Below are 16,650 nucleotides of genomic sequence, written 5' to 3'. Positions count from 1 at the left end.
TCCGGTGGTCATAGCGGTGGGGAAACGCCCGGTCTCATTCCGAACCCGGAAGCTAAGCCCACCAGCGCCGATGGTACTGCCCGGGAGACTGGGTGGGAGAGTAGGTCACCGCCGGCCACTCACTCTTTGAGTAGTGAGACCAGTTGAGGGAAGATTCGCCCCGAACGCGTTGAGCGTGTGGGGCGGGTCTTCCCTCTTCTGCTTTCTAAGGTCGCGAGTCACAGGTTCACGTGGCTCAGCGCAGCCGCAGCACAGTGCCGGCGAGAGGTTTCGGTCTGAAGGACGTGGTCTTGCGTCCCATCACGTGCCCGCCCTCGACCGCTCGCAGCAGGGCGGGGAACGACGACTGCGGGAGAAGGACCGCTGCGGCTGGGTCCACCGACGTCCAGATCTCGTCGAGGTCATGTTGATAGCGCACCGCTTCCGAGGGGACGCCACTCGCACGGACGACCGCGTCGACCCAGGCGCCGCTCCCGATGGCACGACCGGCCTCGACGGGAGCCGCCTCCACCACGATGGCGCGATCCGGCAGGAGGACCAGCGCCTGCTCACCGCCCAGCCCAGCGGCGATGCGACGGGCCGCCTCGCGCGTGGTCGCCGTCACCGTGCGGCACCGAGGGGCGTGCTCGACGAGCTCTCGAGCAGCCGTCGCAGGCAGCACGCGGTGCAGGGCCAGCAAGTCGACCGGCTCGAGGCTTTGATCCGCCACGGCCACGAGGAGGGCCGCCGGACGTCCCGTTCGTCGGGCGATGCGCTGCACCGCGGCGAACCGGTGGTGGCCGTCGGCGATGAGGAACCGGTGCTCGGCCGAGGCCGTCGCCAGGGCCTGGACCGTCGTCGGGTCGCGCAGCTGCCAGATCTCCAGCCACGGGACCTCGTCGTCGTGCAGGGCGACCCCCACCAGGCGGCCCAGCTCCTCCGGACGGGTCCAGGCGATCGGCCAGGGGGCGTCGTCCACGAGGAGCACGGGTTCGGAGTCGACGCCGGTGGCCTCCAGACGTTGCACGCGGGCGGCGACGACCTGGTCGAACACGTCTTCGTGGGGGTGCACGCGCGGGTCGCCCGGGCTCACGGCGAGGGAGGCGAGCAGGAAGTGCTGCGTACGCCCCTCCCGTCGCTGCCGCACGACGTAGAACGACGACGGGTCCTGGACCAGCACCCCGGTGTCCAGCCAGCGGTGCACCTCCGGCCCGACGCCCGAGCCGTACTCGGGGCGTTCCAGGTGCGTGACCACGTACGGCGACGACGCCAGGAACGCCGCCCGGTGGGACCGGCCGAGCTCGGTGTGCGGGGGCGCCACCAGCGAGGCGAGGGGACCGGCGACGGCCGGGTCGTACCGCAAGCCGGGGAAGGGCGCCAGCAACGGTCCGTGCGGCGGGGCGGCGAGTGCGGTGCCGTCGCGCGAGTCCGGCTGGGCGCGCGCCCCCGTGCGTGCAGCCTCCACCCGTCGCATCCTACGGTCGGGGTCCGCGGCGTCCGCGTCATCGGGTGCTGCTCGACCCCCGATCGCACCGGAGGAGGACCGTCCGTGTCAGGAGCCGTCGGCAAGCCGGCCGGGGGACCGTACGAGTGGCTGCAGCGGGGACTGGCGCTGCTCGAGGCGGGCGAGGCCGCCGCCGCCGCGACCCTGCTCGCCCGAGCCCACGCCGAGGAACCGGGCTCGACCGGCGTCCTCGAAGCCCTCGCCCGGGCCCGGTACGACGCCGGCGACGTGGCGGGAGCGGCGGAGGCCTTCCGGGCCCTCACGTCCGCACGGCCCGCCGACGACTACGCTCACTTCGGGCTGGGGCTGAGCCTCAGCCGTCTCGGTCAGTTTGGCCTCGCCGCCGAGCACCTGGCCATGGCGCACGCGATGCGCCCGGACAGGCCCGAGTACGCCGACCGCCTGCGACAGGTCCGCGCCACCATCCGGGCGCGGCAGAGCCCGGAGACCCCGTGAGCACGCCGACCACCGCCACCCTGCTCCCGTCCACGGGAACGCTGCTCGACGAGCACGACGTCCTCCTGCTCGACCTCGACGGCGTCGTCTACGTCGGCGCCGACGCCGTCCCGCACGCGCCGGCGGCGCTGCGGCGCGCCGTCGAGGCCGGTCACCGCCTCGGGTTCATCACCAACAACGCCTCGCGCCCGCCCGAGACCGTCGCCGCGCACCTGCGCGACCTCGCCGTCCCGGCCGCCGACGAGGACGTCGTGAACTCGGCGCAGACCGCCGCCGACCACCTCGCCCTGCGGTTCGCCGCGGGGTCGCCGGTCCTCCTGGTCGGCACCACGGGTCTGCGGGTGGCGCTGGAGCAGGTGGGGTTGCGTCCTACCGAGGACCGGCACGAGGCCGTCGCTGTCGTCCAGGGGTTCTCTCCGGACCTGGGCTGGCGGCAGCTGGCCGAGGCGACCCACGCCGTCCGCTCGGGTCTGCCCTGGATCGCGACGAACCTCGACGCGACGGTGCCGACCCCGGGTGGGCCGGCGCCGGGCAACGGCCTGCTGGTCGACCTGGTGGCGCGCGCCGCGGGCCGGGCCCCCGACGTCGTGTGCGGCAAACCCGAGCGGGCGCTGTTCGACGCGGCGGTGCAACGGCTCGGGGCCGAGCGCGCGGTCGTCGTGGGCGACCGCCTGGACACCGACCTGCAGGGCGCCCGGACGGCCGGGCTGCGCGGTCTCCTGGTGCTCACCGGGGTCACCGGGGTCCGCGAGCTGCTCGCGGCGCAGCCGCACGAACGCCCCACGTACGTGGGGCAGGACCTCCGCTCGCTCGAGGACGTCCACCCCGAGGTCGCGGTCGAGTCCGTCGGCGGGACCGTCACGGCGTCGTGCCGGCGGGCCCGGGTCAGCGCCGGTCCGGCCGGGATCGACGTGCGTGCCGAGGAGGCGGGGCCGGACGGGCTGGACGTCCTGCGCGCGGCCGCCGCCGCGGTCTGGGCCGTGCACGACACCGGCGCCGCGTGGGGGGACGAGGTCGTGACCGCGGCGGTCACCGTCGTGGAGAAGGCGCTGCGGACGTCCGCCTGAGCGGCCGAGCCGCCGGTCGACGCGCGGTTGTGGACGGTCTGCCGGGCGATGTCCGGGACGGCTTGTAGCGTGACGCCCGTGACCGATCCCGAGGGCCCGTCGACCCCCGCGCCCGCGCCGCCGCGTCCGTCGGTGCCCGTGCCCGCGCCCGAGCAGGCCGGTGAGCACGACCGGGTGCTCGAGGCCGCCCTCGCCCGTCTCGACGGGCTCGACGCCCTGGGCGTCCACGAGCACGTCGAGGCCTACGCCGCCGTCGACCGCGCGCTGCGTGAGCGACTGGCCGGCGCGGAGGGCTGACGTGGCTGCACGCCGACTGCGGCTGGACGCCGAACTCGTGCGCCGGGGACTGGCGCGTTCGCGCGAGCACGCCGGGCAGCTGGTGACGTCCGGGCGGGTGCGGGTCGCCGGTTCCACGGCCTCCAAACCCGCGACCCAGGTCGACCTGGCCGCCGCCATCGTCGTGGAGGACTCCGGTGAGCACGACGAGTACGTCTCGCGGGGCGCGCACAAGCTCGTCGGCGCGCTGGACGCCTTCGGCGTCGACGTCACCGGTCGCCGGTGCCTGGACGCCGGGGCCAGCACGGGAGGCTTCACCGACGTCCTGCTGCGCCGCGGCGCCGGCCACGTCGTGGCGGTCGACGTCGGGTACGGGCAGATCGCCTGGTCGCTGCGCACCGACGAGCGGGTGACCGTGCTGGAGCGCACCAACGTCCGGACCCTGGAGCCCGAGGTGGTCGCCCCCGCCCCCTCCCTCGTGGTCGCCGACCTCTCCTTCATCTCCCTCGGCCTCGTGCTGCCGGCCCTGGTCCGCTGCGTCGCACCCGACGCCGAGCACGTCCTGATGGTCAAACCCCAGTTCGAGGTCGGCCGCGAAGCGCTCGGCGCCGGCGGGGTCGTCCGCAGCTCCGAGCTGCGGGCCGAGGCCGTGCGGGGCGTCGCGGCCGCGGCCGCCGCCCTGGGCCTGGGGGTCCGGGGCGTCGCGGCCAGCCCGCTGCCCGGGCCCAGCGGGAACGTCGAGTACTTCCTGCACCTGGCCGCCGGCGCCCCGGCGCTGGCGGAGGACGACCTCGCCCGGGCCATCGCCGAGGGCCCGCAGGCGGGGCTCGCGTGAGCGGCGCCGGGCGCGGACCCTCCGCCCGCAGCGTGCTGGTGCTCGCCCACACCGGGCGCCCGGAGGCGCTCAACGCCCTGACGAAGGTGGTGCACCGCTTCCACGAGGCGGGCATCCGCACCGTCATGACCCGCGAGGAGGCGGCCGCCCTCAGCGTGGCCGACCGCGGGCTCGTCGAGGAGTGCGAGCTCGAAGGCGCCCTCGACGGCGCCGAGATGGTCATCGTCCTCGGCGGGGACGGGACGATCCTGCGCGCGGCCGAGCTCGTCCGCGGCACCGACACCCCGCTGCTCGGGGTGAACCTCGGGCACGTCGGGTTCCTCGCCGAGGCCGAGCGGGAGGAGATCGTCGGCACCGTGGCCCGCGTCGTGGCCGGGGACTACCGCGTCGAGGAACGCATGACGCTCGACGTGCGGGTGAGCGTCGAGGGCCGCGTCGTCGCTTCGTCCTGGGCGGTCAACGAGGTGTCGGTCGAGAAGGCCAACCGCGAGCGGCTGCTCGAGCTCGTCGTCGACGTCGACGGCCGGCCGTTGAGCACCTTCGGCGGTGACGGCGTCATCGCGGCCACGCCGACCGGGTCGACGGCCTACGCGTTCTCCGCCGGTGGCCCCGTGGTCTGGCCCGAGGTCGAGGCGCTGCTCGTGGTGCCCATCAGCGCCCACGCCCTGTTCGCCCGGCCCCTGGTGATCGCCCCGACCTCGGTCGTGGGGGTCGAAGTCCTGTCCGGGACGGGCGGGGGAGGCGTCCTGTGGTGCGACGGCCGCCGCACCTTCGCCGCCCCCGCCGGCGCGCGCGTGGAGGTGCGCCGCTCGGCCCTGACCGTGCGGCTGGCCCGCCTGAGCACCGGCGTCTTCACGGATCGTCTCGTCGCCAAGTTCGGGCTCCCGGTGGTCGGCTGGCGCGGACCGCGATCGACGGACGGAGGCTGACCGTGATCGAGGAGATGCGCATCCGCTCGCTCGGCGTCATCCGCGACGCCCGGCTGCCCCTGGGCCCGGGGCTGACCGTCATCACCGGGGAGACCGGTGCGGGCAAGACGATGGTCGTCACCGGCCTGGGTCTGCTCATGGGGGAGCGCGCCGACGCCGGGGCCGTCCGCGCCGGTGACGACGCCGCCGTCGTGGAGGGCCGGCTGCAGGTCGCCGACGACGGCCCGGTCGCCGCCCGCGCCCGCGAGGCTGGTGGCGAGGTCGACCACGGCGAGCTGCTCATCGCCCGCACGCTGTCGGCCAACGGCCGCAGCCGGGCGCACGTGGGCGGCCGCAGCGCCCCCGTCGGGGTCCTCGCCGAGATCTCCGAGCACCTCATCGCCGTGCACGGCCAGACCGACCAGCTCCGGCTGCGCTCGGGCAGCCAGCAGCTGCGCGTCCTGGACGCCTTCGCCGGAGCCGACCTGGTCGACGACCTCACCACCTACCAGCGCGTGCACGCCCGCTGGCGCGCGGTCGGCGCCGAGCACGACCACGTCGCGGCGCACACCGTCGAACGGGCCCGCGAGGCTGAGCTGCTGCGCCTGGGCCTGGAGGAGGTCGAACGGGTGGACCCCCAGCCGGGGGAGGACGCCGCGCTGCGGGAGGAGGCCGAGCGGCTCGCCCACGTGGAGGTCCTGCGCGCCGCCGCGGCGACCGCGCACGAGGCGTTCAGCGGCGAAGGGGCCGAGGGGGTCCCCGAGGGCGGCGCGGACAGCCGGGTCGACGCCGCCCGCCGGGCGCTGGAGCAGGCCGGCGACCACGACCCCGCGCTGGCGGCCCTCGCCGCCCGGGCCCAGGAGCTCTCCTACCTCCTGGCCGACCTCGCCACCGACGTCGCCGCCTACGCGCAGTCCCTGGACGCCGACCCGGTGCGCCTGGAGGTCGTCCAGGAGCGGCGGGCCCAGCTGAGCGCCCTCGTCCGCCGGCACGCCGACGACCCGTCCGAGGGGGTCGCCGGGGTGCTCGCCTGGGCCGAGGGCGCGTCGCGGCGGCTGCTCGACCTCGACGACGACGGCCGGCTGGAGGCGCTGGCGAAGGAGCGCGACGAGCTGGAGGCGGAGCTGCGCACGCTCGCGGCCCGGTTGAGCGCGGTGCGCCGCTCGGCGGCGGCCGACCTCGAGGAGCGCGTCGCGGCCGAGCTGGTGGCGCTGGCGATGCCCAGCGCCCGCCTCCAGGTGGCGGTCAGCACCGGGCAGGACCTCGGTCCGAGGGGGTGCGACGGCGTCGAGCTGCTGCTGGCGGCGCACTCGGGCGCCGCGCCGCGGCCCCTGTCCCGCGGAGCCTCCGGCGGTGAGCTGTCCCGCGTCATGCTCGCCCTCGAGGTCGTCCTCGCGGGCGCCGACCCGGTGCCCACCATGGTCTTCGACGAGGTCGACGCCGGGGTCGGTGGGCGGGCCGCGGTGGAGATCGGCCGGCGCCTGGCGCGGCTGGCCCGCAGCACCCAGGTCGTCGTGGTGACGCACCTCGCCCAGGTCGCCGCGTTCGCCGACGCGCACCTGACCGTGGTCAAGACCGACGACGGCAGCGTCACCGAGTCCGGGGTCGTCCGGCTCGACGACGACGGCCGGGTCGACGAGCTGGCCCGCATGCTCTCCGGGCGCGGGTCGGGGACCGAACGCGCCCACGCCGAGGAGCTCCTGCGCTCAAGCCGTGCCGAAGCGGTGCAGGACGAGCCGGCCGGGCGTCCTGCCCGCGCGCGCAGCACCAGGGCCGCGCGGTCGGGCGGCCCGCGCGTGGGACGATCGGGGGCGTCCCCGGGCACGGGCGGGGGACGACGGGCACAGGGGTGAGGGGGAACGGACCGGTGGCGAGACGTCGGCGGGGGCACGGCGTCACCGCGTCGGGAGCGGCGGTCGGTTCGGCCGCCGACGCCGACGGGGCCCGCGGCACCGTCCGCGTGGACCGCCGGACCAAGCGCCTGACCAAGCGGCTGCGCCCCGGCGACATCGCCGTCATCGACCACCTCGACCTGGACCGGGTCTCGGCCGAGGCGCTCGTCGCCTGCGCCCCGGCCGCCGTCGTGAACGCCTCGCGCAGCACCTCCGGCCGGTACCCCAACCTCGGCCCCGGCATCCTCGTCGAGGCGGGCATCCCCGTCCTCGACGACGTCGGCCCCGAGGTCATGGCCGAGCTGTCCGAGGGGGCGACCGGCACCCTCACCGAGGACACCCTGCTCGTCGACCAGCGCGTCGCGGCCCGCGGCCGCCGCCTCAGCGCCGACGTCGTCGCCGCCGACATGGAGACCGCCCGCGCCGGGCTGTCCCTGCAGCTGGAGGCCTTCGCGGCCAACACCATGGAGTACCTGCGCCGCGAGCGCGAGCTCCTGCTCGACGGGGTCGGGGTCCCCGACATCCGCACCGACCTCGACGGCCGGCACGTCCTCATCGTGGTCCGCGGCTACCACTACAAGGAGGACCTGGTCACGCTGCGGCCCTACATCCGTGAGTACAAGCCGGTCCTCATCGGGGTCGACGGCGGGGCGGACGCGATCCTGGAGGCCGGGTACAAGCCGCAGCTCATCGTCGGTGACATGGACTCGGTGTCAGACAACGCGTTGCGCAGCGGCGCGGAGGTCGTCGTGCACGCCTACCGGGACGGGCGCGCGCCCGGCCTGGAGCGGGTGCGCTCGCTGGGCATCGACGCCGTGGTCTTCCCCGCGACCGGCACCAGCGAGGACGTCGCGATGCTGCTGGCCGACGACAAGGGCGCCACCCTCATCGCCGCCGTCGGGACGCACGTCACCCTGGTGGAGTTCCTCGACAAGGGCCGCGCCGGCATGGCCAGCACGTTCCTCACCCGGCTGCGGGTCGGGGGCAAGCTCGTCGACGCCAAGGGCGTCTCCCGGCTGTACCGCTCCCGGGTCTCCGACGCGCAGGTCCTCGTCCTCGTCCTGGCCGGGGTCCTCGCCCTCGTCGCGGCGCTGCTCGTGACCCCCACCGGGCAGGCGATCCTCGCGGTCACCGGCGCGCGGCTGGAGGACGCCTGGGCCTGGGTCGCGGGGCTGTGGCCCGGACAGGGCCCGTGACCGGGCCCGGCCCCACCCGCACCCGCACCAGCTCCGACCGACAGGACACGCAGTGATCGACTTCCGGTACCACGTCGTCTCGCTGGTGTCGGTGTTCCTCGCCCTCGCGGTCGGCATCGTGCTCGGCGCGGGCCCGCTCAACGAGGGCATCTCCACCGGCATCACCGACCAGGTCAGGCAGCTGACCGAGGAGAAGAACGCCCTGCGCACCGAGCGCGACGACGCGCTGCGCACCGCCGACCAGCAGGACGCCTGGGCGCAGGCCGTCGCCCCGGCCCTGGTGGCCCGCCAGCTCGGCGGCCGCAGCGTCGCCATCGTCGAGCTGCCCGGCGCCGACTCCAGCCAGGTCGACGCCACCGTCGACGTCCTGGAAGCCGCCGGAGCCTCGGTGTCCTCGCGGGTCACGGTGCAGGACAAGTGGTTCGACACCTCCTCGACCGCGGTGGCCGACCGCCGGTCCACGGCGTCGGGCCTGGGCGCCCAGCCCGCGGCGACCCCCACCACCGACGGCGGCGCCACCGACGACAGCACCGACGACAGCACCGGCACCGCGCAGGCGGACGCCCTGCTGGCCACCGAGCTCGCCCGGTCGCTGGTCACCCCCGAGCTCGCGCAGGCCGGGGCGCCGGACCCCGGCGCGCAGACGGCGCTGGCCACCCTGGTGGACGCCGGGCTCGTCGAGGTCAGCGGCGGGGCGGACTCCGCCGCGGCCCGCGGCACCCTGGCCCTCCTCGTGGGCGGGGCGGCCGACACCGACGCCACCAGCGCCGCGCAGGACTCGACCGCCGCCGCCCTGAGCGCGCTGGCCCGCGAGCTCGACGCCGCCAGCGCCGGCGCGGTGCTCGCCGGCCCCGCCGAGTCCGCCGCCGACGGCGGCCCCGTCGCGGTCCTGCGCGCCGACGGCGACCTGGCCGCCGCCGTCAGCGGTGTCGACGACCTCGACTCCCCGATCGGGCAGGTCAACGTCGTGCTGGCCCTGCGCCAGCAGCTGTCCGGCGGAGCGGGGCAGTACGGCACGTCCGACTCGGCGACGGCCGTCAGCCCGCCGCTGCCGGCGGCCGCGCCGTGAGCGCGCTGCGCACCGCGCTCGCCGTCGCCGCGGCGCGCGGGGCGGGCCGGCGGGCCGGGGAGCTGCTGCGGCGGCGACCGCCCGGCGGGACGCAGCGGTGGGACCGCGTGAACCACGCCGGACGGGTCGTGACGCTCCTGGAAGGGCCCACGGCCGCGCTCGCCGTCACCGCCGGGACCGTGGCCGCGACCTCGCCCTGGCGGGCCGCGGGAGCGCTGGCCGCGGTCGGCGCCGCCGGCTTCGGCGCCCTCGACGACCTCACCGAACGCGCCGGTGACCGGGCCGGCGGGGCCCGCGGGCTGAAGGGGCACCTCGCCGCGCTGCGCCGGGGCCGGCTGACGACCGGCGCCTGGAAGGTCCTCGGCATCGGGGCCACCGGCCTGGCGGCCGCCGCCGTCGTCGAACGCCCCCGCACGCCCGCCGCCGTCGCCGACACCGTGCTGGGCGGCGCGCTCGTCGCGGGATCGGCGAACCTGCTCAACCTCTTCGACCTGCGACCGGGGCGGGCCGCGAAGGTCGCCGCCGTCACCGGCCTGTCGCTGTGCCCGGGACGGGGAGCCGGACCGGCCCGCCCCCTGGCCGGGGCCGTCGTGGGCGCCTGCACGGCCGTCCTGGCCGACGACCTCGCCGGGGGCAGCATGCTCGGCGACACCGGGGCCAACGCGCTGGGAGCCGTCCTCGGCGTCGCCGCCCTGGCGCGCTGGCGCCGCCCCGGCCGGGCCGCGGCCCTGGCCGTCGTCGTCGGGCTCACCCTGGCCTCGGAGAAGGTGAGCTTCAGCCGGGTCATCGAGGCGCAGCCGCTGCTGCGCGAGCTCGACCGGCTCGGGCGCCCGTGACGGCACGGACCCGGTCCGTGGCGGCCGCCGCGGCGTCCGTGGCGATCCTCACGGTCTTCGCCCGGATCGCCGGGTTCGGGCGGGTCCTCGCCTTCAGCCAGACCGTCGGCGAGACGTGCCTGGGCACCGCCTACACGACCGCCAACCTCGTCCCGAACGTGCTGTTCGAGGTCGTCGCCGGGGGAGCGCTGGCCGGGGTCCTCGTGCCGCTGCTGTCCTCCCGCCTGGCCTCGGCCGACCCCGCGGACCGGGCCGCCGCCTCGCGCACCGCCTCGGCCGCGCTCACCTGGAGCGTGCTGGTGCTGCTGGTCGTCGCCGCGCTCACGGCCGCCCTGGCCCGGCCCGTCATGGCGCTGATGCTGCAGGACGGCGCCTCGGCCCGCTGCGGGGACTCGCTGCTGACCACCGGGACGGTGATGCTGTGGGTCTTCCTGCCCCAGGTCCCGCTCTACGCGGTGGCCGTGGTCTTCGCCGGGGTGCTGCAGGCACAGCAGCGGTTCACCGCCGCCGCCGCCGCCCCCCTCGTCTCCAGCCTCGTCGTCGGCGTCAGCTACCTCGTCGTCGGCGCGCTCGTGCCGGCGGCCGTCGTGCGCGCCGGGCTCGCCGACGTCCCCGCCGCGGGCGTGGCCGTGCTGGCCGGGGGCACCACCCTGGGGGTCCTGGCGATGGCGCTGACCCAGGTGTCGGCCCTGCGCGGACCGGTCCGCTGGCGCCCCGCGCTGCGCCCGGCCCCCGGCGACGGCGGCCGGCTGCGGACGCTGGCGCTGTCCGGCCTGGCCGTCCTGCTGGCCCAGCAGGTCGTCACGGTCGCGGTCGCGGTCGTGTCCAACGACGCCGGCGAGGGCGCGCTCAACCGGTGGAACTACGCCTGGACGCTGTTCCTGCTGCCGTACGCCGTCCTCGCCGTCCCCGTCGCGACCGCCGTCTTCCCCCGGCTGGCCCGCGCCGCCGACGCCGGCCGCGCCGAGCTCGCCGGCCTGCTGGCGCCCTCGGTGCGGGTCGTGCTGCTCGTCAGCTCCCTCGGGGCGGCCGCGCTGGCCGCGGTGGCCGCCCCGGTGGCCGTCGTGTTCGTCGGCGGCGCCGTCGGGTCCGGCCGCACGGGGGACCTGTCCTTCGCGCTGGTCCTGTTCGCCCCCGCCCTGCTCGGCTACGGCCTCGTCGCGCTGCTGACGCGGGCGCTGTACACCCTCGGGGCCGGTCGCAGCGCCGCCGCCGGGGCGGTCGCCGGCTGGGCGGTGGTCCTCGCCGGCCTGCTCGTCCTGCCGCCGCTGCTGCCCGGCGACCGCGTCGTGGCGGCCCTCGCGCTCGCGCACACCCTCGGCCTGAGCACCGCCGGGGCCCTGTTGCTGCGGTCGGTGCACCGCGCGGTGCCGGGGGCCCTGAAGGGGCTGGGCCGCGCCCTGGGCGCCGGGCTGCTGTGCGCGGTCGCCGGCGGCGCCGCCGGGGTCGCGCTCACCGCCCGCTGGCACCTGGAGCACCCCGTCGCGGCCGTCGGGCAGGGCGTGCTGGCGGCCGCGGTCGCCACCGTCGTCTGGGCCGGCGTCGCCCGGCTGAGCGTCCCCCGCGAGCTGACGGCGCTCGCGGGCAACCTCCGGCGGGTCGTCCGCCGGTGAACCCGGGAGGCACCGTGGGACCGGTCGTGTTCGTGCTCGGCAGCAGCGCCGGCGGCGTCGGGCGGCACGTCGCGGCGCTGTGCGCCGGGCTGCGCGCCGACGGCACCGACGTGCGCGTCGCCGCCCCGGCCCAGACGTTGCGGCGCTTCGACTTCGGCGTGCCCACGACCGCCGTGGAGATCGGCGCGAGCGTCGACCCGGTCCGCGACCTGCGGGCCGCGCGGGCCCTGCGCCGGGCCGTCCGCGCGCTGCCCGGGGCGCTCGTGCACGCCCACGGCGTCCGTGCCGGCTTCGTGGCGACGCTCGCGCTGGGGAGCCGCACCCCGTTCGTGGTGACGCTGCACAACGCCGTCCTGGGGTCGGGGGCGAGGGCGCGGCTGGGTGCGGCGGTGCTGGGCGTGGTGTGCCGCCGCGCCGACGTCGTCCTCGCCGTCTCCGGGGACCTGCTCACCCGGGCCCGCCGGTCCGGCGCGGGCGTCGCCGACCGGGCCCTCGTCCCGGCGCCGCCGCTGCCGGCCGGGGACGCCGCCCGGGGCCGGGCCGTCCTGGGCCCCGGGCCCGTCGCGCTGGCCGTCGCGCGGCTCGCGCCGCAGAAGGGCCTGGGGACGCTGCTGGAGGCGGCGGGCCGCAGCGGCGTCCCGGTCGCCGTCGCCGGGGACGGGCCGCTGCGCGCGCAGCTGGCCGCCACGATCCGCGAGCGCGGTCTGCCGGTGCGGCTGCTGGGCCGGCGCGACGACGTCGCGGACCTGCTGGCCGCCGCCGACGTCGCCGTGAGCGCGAGCGTCTGGGAGGGGCAGCCCGTCTTCGTCCAGGAGGCCCTGCGGGCCGGGGTCCCGCTGGTGGCGACCGACGCCGGGGGAACCCGGGAGGTGACCGGTGAGGCCGCCGTCCTGGTGCCGGTGGGTGACGCGGCGGGCCTGGCCGACGCCCTGCGGCGGCTGGCCGCGGACCCGGCGGAGCGGGCCGTGCGCGCCCAGCGCTCGGCCCAGCGGGCCGCGGAGCTGCCCACCGGCCGGGCCGCCCTCGAGCAGGTCCGGCGGGTCCACCGCGCCGCGCGCGGCTGAGCCGGTCGTCGCGGTGCCGGGGGCCGTCGGGTACGATCGAACCCCGTGGCGAACCGCAGCACCCCCGAGTCCCAGACCCAGCACGTCTTCGTCACCGGGGGGGTGGCCAGCTCCCTCGGGAAGGGTTTGACGGCCTCCAGCCTCGGTCGCCTGCTCCGTGCCCGCGGTCTCCGCGTGGCCATGCAGAAGCTCGACCCGTACCTCAACGTCGACCCCGGCACGATGAACCCGTTCCAGCACGGTGAGGTCTTCGTCACCGACGACGGCGCCGAGACCGACCTCGACATCGGCCACTACGAGCGCTTCCTCGACGTGCGCTTCGACGCCTCGGCCAACGTGACCACCGGGCAGGTGTACTCCTCGGTCATCGCCAAGGAGCGGCGCGGGGAGTACCTCGGCGACACCGTCCAGGTCATCCCGCACATCACCAACGAGATCGTCGACCGGATGCGCGCCCAGGCCCGCGACGACATCGACATCATCATCACCGAGGTCGGCGGGACCGTCGGCGACATCGAGTCGCTGCCGTTCCTCGAGGCCGCCCGCCAGGTCCGTCAGCGCCTCGGGCGCGACAACGTGTTCTTCGTCCACGTCTCCCTGGTGCCCTACATCGGGCCCAGCGGGGAGCTGAAGACCAAGCCGACCCAGCACTCGGTGGCGCAGCTGCGCAACATCGGCATCCAGCCCGACGCGATCGTCTGCCGCGCCGACCGGGAGATCCCCGAGGGGGTCAAGCGCAAGATCGCCTCGATGTGCGACGTGGACGACGAGGCCGTCGTCGCCGCGATCGACGCGCCGTCGATCTACGACATCCCCAAGGTCCTGCACCGCGAGGGCCTGGACGCCTACCTCGTCCGCAAGCTGGGCCTGAGCTTCCGCGACGTGGACTGGTCGACCTGGGACGACCTGCTGCGCCGCGTGCACAGCCCCCGCCGCCGCGTCGAGATCGCGCTGGTCGGCAAGTACATCGACCTGCCGGACGCGTACCTGTCGGTCACCGAGGCCCTGCGCGCCGGTGGTTTCGCCGAGGACGCCAAGGTGGACATCCGCTGGGTCCCCGCCGACGAGTGCGCCACCCCCGAGGGCGCGCAGAAGCAGCTGCACGGGGTCGACGCGATCTGCGTGCCGGGTGGTTTCGGCGTCCGCGGGATCGAGGGCAAGCTCGGCGCGCTGAAGTGGTCGCGCGAGAACGGCGTCCCGACCCTGGGCCTGTGCCTGGGCCTGCAGTGCATGGTGATCGAGTACGCGCGCAACGTCGCGGGCCTGAAGGACGCCAGTTCCACCGAGTTCGAGCCGGACGCGCAGCACCCGGTCATCGCGACGATGGCCGAGCAGCGCGAGATCGTCTCCGGCGAGGGCGACATGGGCGGCACGATGCGCCTGGGCTCCTACGAGGCGTTGCTGCAGAAGGGTTCCGTCGTCGCGGCGACCTACGGCAGCGAGCGGATCTCCGAGCGGCACCGCCACCGCTACGAGGTGAACAACGCCTACCGCGACACGCTGTCCGCGAAGGGGCTGGTGTTCTCCGGGACCTCCCCGGACCGTGAGCTGGTCGAGTTCGTCGAACTGCCCGCGCAGGTGCACCCGTACTACGTGGGCACCCAGGCGCACCCGGAGTTCAAGTCGCGCCCGACCCGCTCGCACCCGCTGTTCTCCGGACTGGTGGCCGCGGCCCTGGACCGCCAGCGCGAGGGGCAGCTCATCGACGTCGACCCCGAGCCGGTCGCCGAGCTGGGCGAGGAACTCACGGAGTCGAACGCGTGAGCTTCCCCGCCGAGCTGGAGGTCCCCGTCGTCGACGGCGCGGACCTGTCCGACGTGCCCGTCCAGCGGCGGCTGGCCGGGTCCGAGGTCGTGTTCACCGGCCGCGTCTGGGACGTCGTGCGCGAGGAGGTCGAGCTGCCGGACGGGAAGACCGTCGTGCGCGACCTGCAGCGCCACCCCGGGGCGGTGACGGTCCTGGCCCTCGACGGCGAGGAGAACGTCCTGTTCATCCGGCAGTACCGGCACCCCGTGCGGCGGGAGCTGTGGGAACTGCCCGCGGGCCTGCTCGACGTCGACGGCGAGGCGCCCCTGCTCGCCGCCCAGCGCGAGCTGGCCGAGGAGGCCGACCTGGTCGCCTCGGACTGGGCGGTCGTGGCGGACTGGTTCAACTCCCCGGGCGGGTCCAGCGAGGCGAACCGGATCTACCTGGCGCGCGGCCTGTCGGCCGTGCCCGAGGCCGACCGGCACGTGCGCGAGGACGAGGAGAAGGACCTGGTGCCGGTGCGGGTGCCGCTGGCGCAGGCCGCGCGGGCGGTGCTGGAGGGGCGGTTGACCAACCCCGGCACCGTCATCGGCGTCCTGGCGCTGCAGGCGGCCCTGGCGCAGGGGCCGGCCGTGCTGCGCCCGGCCGACGTCCCGTGGCCGACCGGGCTGAGCACGCCGGCGCGCTGAGGCTCAGGACCCCCGGACCGTCGCGACGAAACCGGTCACCTGCTGCTGCAGGAGACCGGCGACCTGCGACAGCCCGGTGGTCCCGGAGCCGCCGGAGACGGCGTCGGTGATGGCGCCCACCTCGGCGTCCATGCCCTCGATGCTGCGGGCGACGCCCTCGATGACGCCCACCGCCTCCTCGGTCGCCTGCTGGGAGGCGGCGACCTGGGCGGCGATGACGGCGTTTGACTGCGCGGCCTGGTCGGCCAGGCGCTTGACCTCCTCGGCCACGACGGCGAACCCGCGCCCGGCCTCACCGGCGCGCTCGGCCTCGATGGTGGCGTTGAGCGACAGCAGCCGCGTCTGGGCCGCGACCTTCTCGATGAGCTTGACCGCCTCCTCGATGCGGGCCGAGGCCTCGCGCAGCGACCCGACGGTGTGCACGGCGCGCTGCGCCTGCTCGACGGCCTCGCGGGCGGTGCGGGCCAGCTCCGCGGCCCCCGACCCGGCGCTGGTGGCGCCGGCGCTGACCTGCTCGGAGGCCGACAGCACGGTGCTCTCCAGCTCGTCGGCCAGCGCCAGCCGCGCCGCGGTGGCCCGGTCCAGCTCGGCGCCGGCGTTCGCGCTGGCCTGCCGGGCCGCGTCCAGGACCCGGGCGCCGTTGCGGAACGCCCCGCGGGTCCCGCCGAGCAGGAACCGGCGGTGGAACCGGCCCTCGCTGGCGGCCGTCAGCGTCGCCGAGGCGTCGCGCACGAAGGCGTCGGTCATGTCGAGCTGGTGGTTGAAGGCGGTGCGCAGCTCCACGAGCAGCGGGTCGTCGCCCAGGTGCGGGACGCGGGCCTCCAGGTCGCCGTCGGCGGCCCGGGCGGCGACCTGGACGACGGCGCGGACGGCCGTGCCGTAGTCGGTGCCCCGGGCGGCGGTGGTGCGGCGCAGGCGGTTCACGCGGCGTCCCCGGCCGGGATGAGGGACCAGACGAACTCGTCGTAGGTCTGGCCGGCCAGGCGCTCGGTCAGCAGCGCGCGGGAGGCGGCGAGGGCGTCGGCGGGGCGGGCGTGACCGGCCTCGGCGGCCAGCAGGTCGTCGTACAGGCGGCGCACCGCGGCCACGGCCGCGGGGGCCGGGGCGCGACGGCTGGAGTGGTAGCCGAGCAGCCGGCCCGTGGCGTCGACGCTGGGGGTGACGTGCGCCAGGACCCAGTAGTGCGCGCCGTCGGCCGCGAGGTTGACGACGTAGGCGAAGATCTCCTGACCGCCGCGCAGCGTCTCCCACAGCAGGTCGAAGATCGCGCGGGGCATCGCGGGGTGACGGATGAGGTTGTGCGGCTGTCCGACGGCCTCGGCCTCGGTGAGGGCGGAGACGCGCAGGAAGACGTCGTTGGCGTAGGTGATCACACCTCGGGAGTCGGTCTTGGTGACGATGAGCTCGTCGTCGCCGAATCGGCGTTCGACCCCGGACGGTGACGTTCTCGGTGCGCGCACGTCGTCGTCATCGGCCGAACGGGTGACGGCCTTGAGGGGACCTGCGGCCCTGGTCCCCGC

16 protein-coding genes and 1 rRNA gene are annotated in these 16,650 nt (G+C 76.3%); 14 read left to right on the top strand and 3 right to left on the bottom strand.

Going from position 1 to position 16,650, the window contains the following annotated elements:
- Positions 1 to 117: ribosomal RNA gene (gene rrf / locus ACRYRX_RS07565) — 5S ribosomal RNA — on the top strand.
- A gap of 118 nt (positions 118 to 235) precedes the next feature.
- On the opposite strand, the gene ACRYRX_RS07560 is transcribed toward rrf, so the two are convergent.
- Entirely contained in the window at positions 236 to 1,444 is a 1,209-nt protein-coding gene (locus ACRYRX_RS07560) for a DUF1015 family protein (RefSeq protein ID WP_432511222.1), read from the bottom strand.
- 84 nt (positions 1,445 to 1,528) lie between these two features.
- On the opposite strand from ACRYRX_RS07560, the gene ACRYRX_RS07555 reads away from it, so the two are divergent.
- From ACRYRX_RS07555 to ACRYRX_RS07495, 13 genes are all read left to right on the top strand, one after another.
- Entirely contained in the window at positions 1,529 to 1,939 is a 411-nt protein-coding gene (locus ACRYRX_RS07555) for a tetratricopeptide repeat protein (protein WP_432511221.1), read from the top strand.
- Positions 1,936 to 3,006 (top strand): HAD-IIA family hydrolase, encoded by a 1,071-nt coding sequence (locus ACRYRX_RS07550; protein ID WP_432511220.1) that lies wholly within the window; start codon positions 1,936 to 1,938, stop codon positions 3,004 to 3,006. Before ACRYRX_RS07555 ends, ACRYRX_RS07550 begins: the two co-directional genes overlap by 4 nt.
- Before the next feature lie 78 nt (positions 3,007 to 3,084).
- Complete coding sequence (locus ACRYRX_RS07545) at positions 3,085 to 3,303, top strand: hypothetical protein (protein ID WP_432511219.1); 219 nt, start codon at positions 3,085 to 3,087, stop codon at positions 3,301 to 3,303.
- A gap of 1 nt (position 3,304) precedes the next feature.
- Positions 3,305 to 4,117, top strand: coding sequence for a TlyA family RNA methyltransferase (locus ACRYRX_RS07540; protein ID WP_432511218.1), 813 nt, complete (start codon positions 3,305 to 3,307; stop codon positions 4,115 to 4,117).
- Positions 4,114 to 5,046, top strand: coding sequence for an NAD kinase (locus ACRYRX_RS07535; RefSeq protein ID WP_432511217.1), 933 nt, complete (start codon positions 4,114 to 4,116; stop codon positions 5,044 to 5,046). Before ACRYRX_RS07540 ends, ACRYRX_RS07535 begins: the two co-directional genes overlap by 4 nt.
- A gap of 14 nt (positions 5,047 to 5,060) precedes the next feature.
- Positions 5,061 to 6,878 (top strand): DNA repair protein RecN, encoded by a 1,818-nt coding sequence (gene recN, locus ACRYRX_RS07530; protein ID WP_432511231.1) that lies wholly within the window; start codon positions 5,061 to 5,063, stop codon positions 6,876 to 6,878.
- A gap of 14 nt (positions 6,879 to 6,892) precedes the next feature.
- Complete coding sequence (gene steA / locus ACRYRX_RS07525) at positions 6,893 to 8,113, top strand: putative cytokinetic ring protein SteA (protein ID WP_432511216.1); 1,221 nt, start codon at positions 6,893 to 6,895, stop codon at positions 8,111 to 8,113.
- A 52-nt stretch (positions 8,114 to 8,165) separates the two neighbouring features.
- Positions 8,166 to 9,182 (top strand): copper transporter, encoded by a 1,017-nt coding sequence (locus ACRYRX_RS07520; RefSeq protein WP_432511215.1) that lies wholly within the window; start codon positions 8,166 to 8,168, stop codon positions 9,180 to 9,182.
- Positions 9,179 to 10,018, top strand: coding sequence for a hypothetical protein (locus ACRYRX_RS07515; protein ID WP_432511214.1), 840 nt, complete (start codon positions 9,179 to 9,181; stop codon positions 10,016 to 10,018). Before ACRYRX_RS07520 ends, ACRYRX_RS07515 begins: the two co-directional genes overlap by 4 nt.
- A 17-nt stretch (positions 10,019 to 10,035) precedes the next feature.
- Positions 10,036 to 11,631 carry a lipid II flippase MurJ gene (locus ACRYRX_RS07510; RefSeq protein WP_432511212.1) on the top strand — a complete coding sequence of 532 codons (1,596 nt, stop codon included), beginning with the start codon at positions 10,036 to 10,038 and terminating at the stop codon, positions 11,629 to 11,631.
- A gap of 14 nt (positions 11,632 to 11,645) precedes the next feature.
- Positions 11,646 to 12,695, top strand: coding sequence for a glycosyltransferase family 4 protein (locus tag ACRYRX_RS07505; protein ID WP_432511211.1), 1,050 nt, complete (start codon positions 11,646 to 11,648; stop codon positions 12,693 to 12,695).
- Positions 12,696 to 12,740: 45 nt separating this feature from the next.
- Positions 12,741 to 14,459 carry a CTP synthase gene (locus ACRYRX_RS07500; protein ID WP_432511210.1) on the top strand — a complete coding sequence of 573 codons (1,719 nt, stop codon included), beginning with the start codon at positions 12,741 to 12,743 and terminating at the stop codon, positions 14,457 to 14,459.
- On the top strand, positions 14,456 to 15,130 hold the full coding sequence (locus tag ACRYRX_RS07495) for an NUDIX domain-containing protein (RefSeq protein ID WP_432511209.1): 675 nt from the start codon (positions 14,456 to 14,458) through the stop codon (positions 15,128 to 15,130). The genes ACRYRX_RS07500 and ACRYRX_RS07495 overlap by 4 nt, the downstream gene beginning before the upstream one ends.
- 3 nt (positions 15,131 to 15,133) lie before the next feature.
- Here ACRYRX_RS07495 and ACRYRX_RS07490 read toward each other — a convergent pair whose 3' ends face one another.
- Positions 15,134 to 16,054 carry a methyl-accepting chemotaxis protein gene (locus tag ACRYRX_RS07490; RefSeq protein WP_432511208.1) on the bottom strand — a complete coding sequence of 307 codons (921 nt, stop codon included), beginning with the start codon at positions 16,052 to 16,054 and terminating at the stop codon, positions 15,134 to 15,136.
- Positions 16,051 to 16,590, bottom strand: coding sequence for a PAS domain-containing protein (locus tag ACRYRX_RS07485; protein WP_432511207.1), 540 nt, complete (start codon positions 16,588 to 16,590; stop codon positions 16,051 to 16,053). Before ACRYRX_RS07485 ends, ACRYRX_RS07490 begins: the two co-directional genes overlap by 4 nt.
- Positions 16,591 to 16,650: the final 60 nt, after the last annotated feature.

It is taken from the genome of Kineococcus lubricus (genome assembly GCF_050871965.1).
Lineage (GTDB): Bacteria > Actinomycetota > Actinomycetes > Actinomycetales > Kineococcaceae > Kineococcus.
Note: the sequence above shows the minus strand (reverse complement) of the source record. Positions and strands in the feature narration are given on the sequence as shown.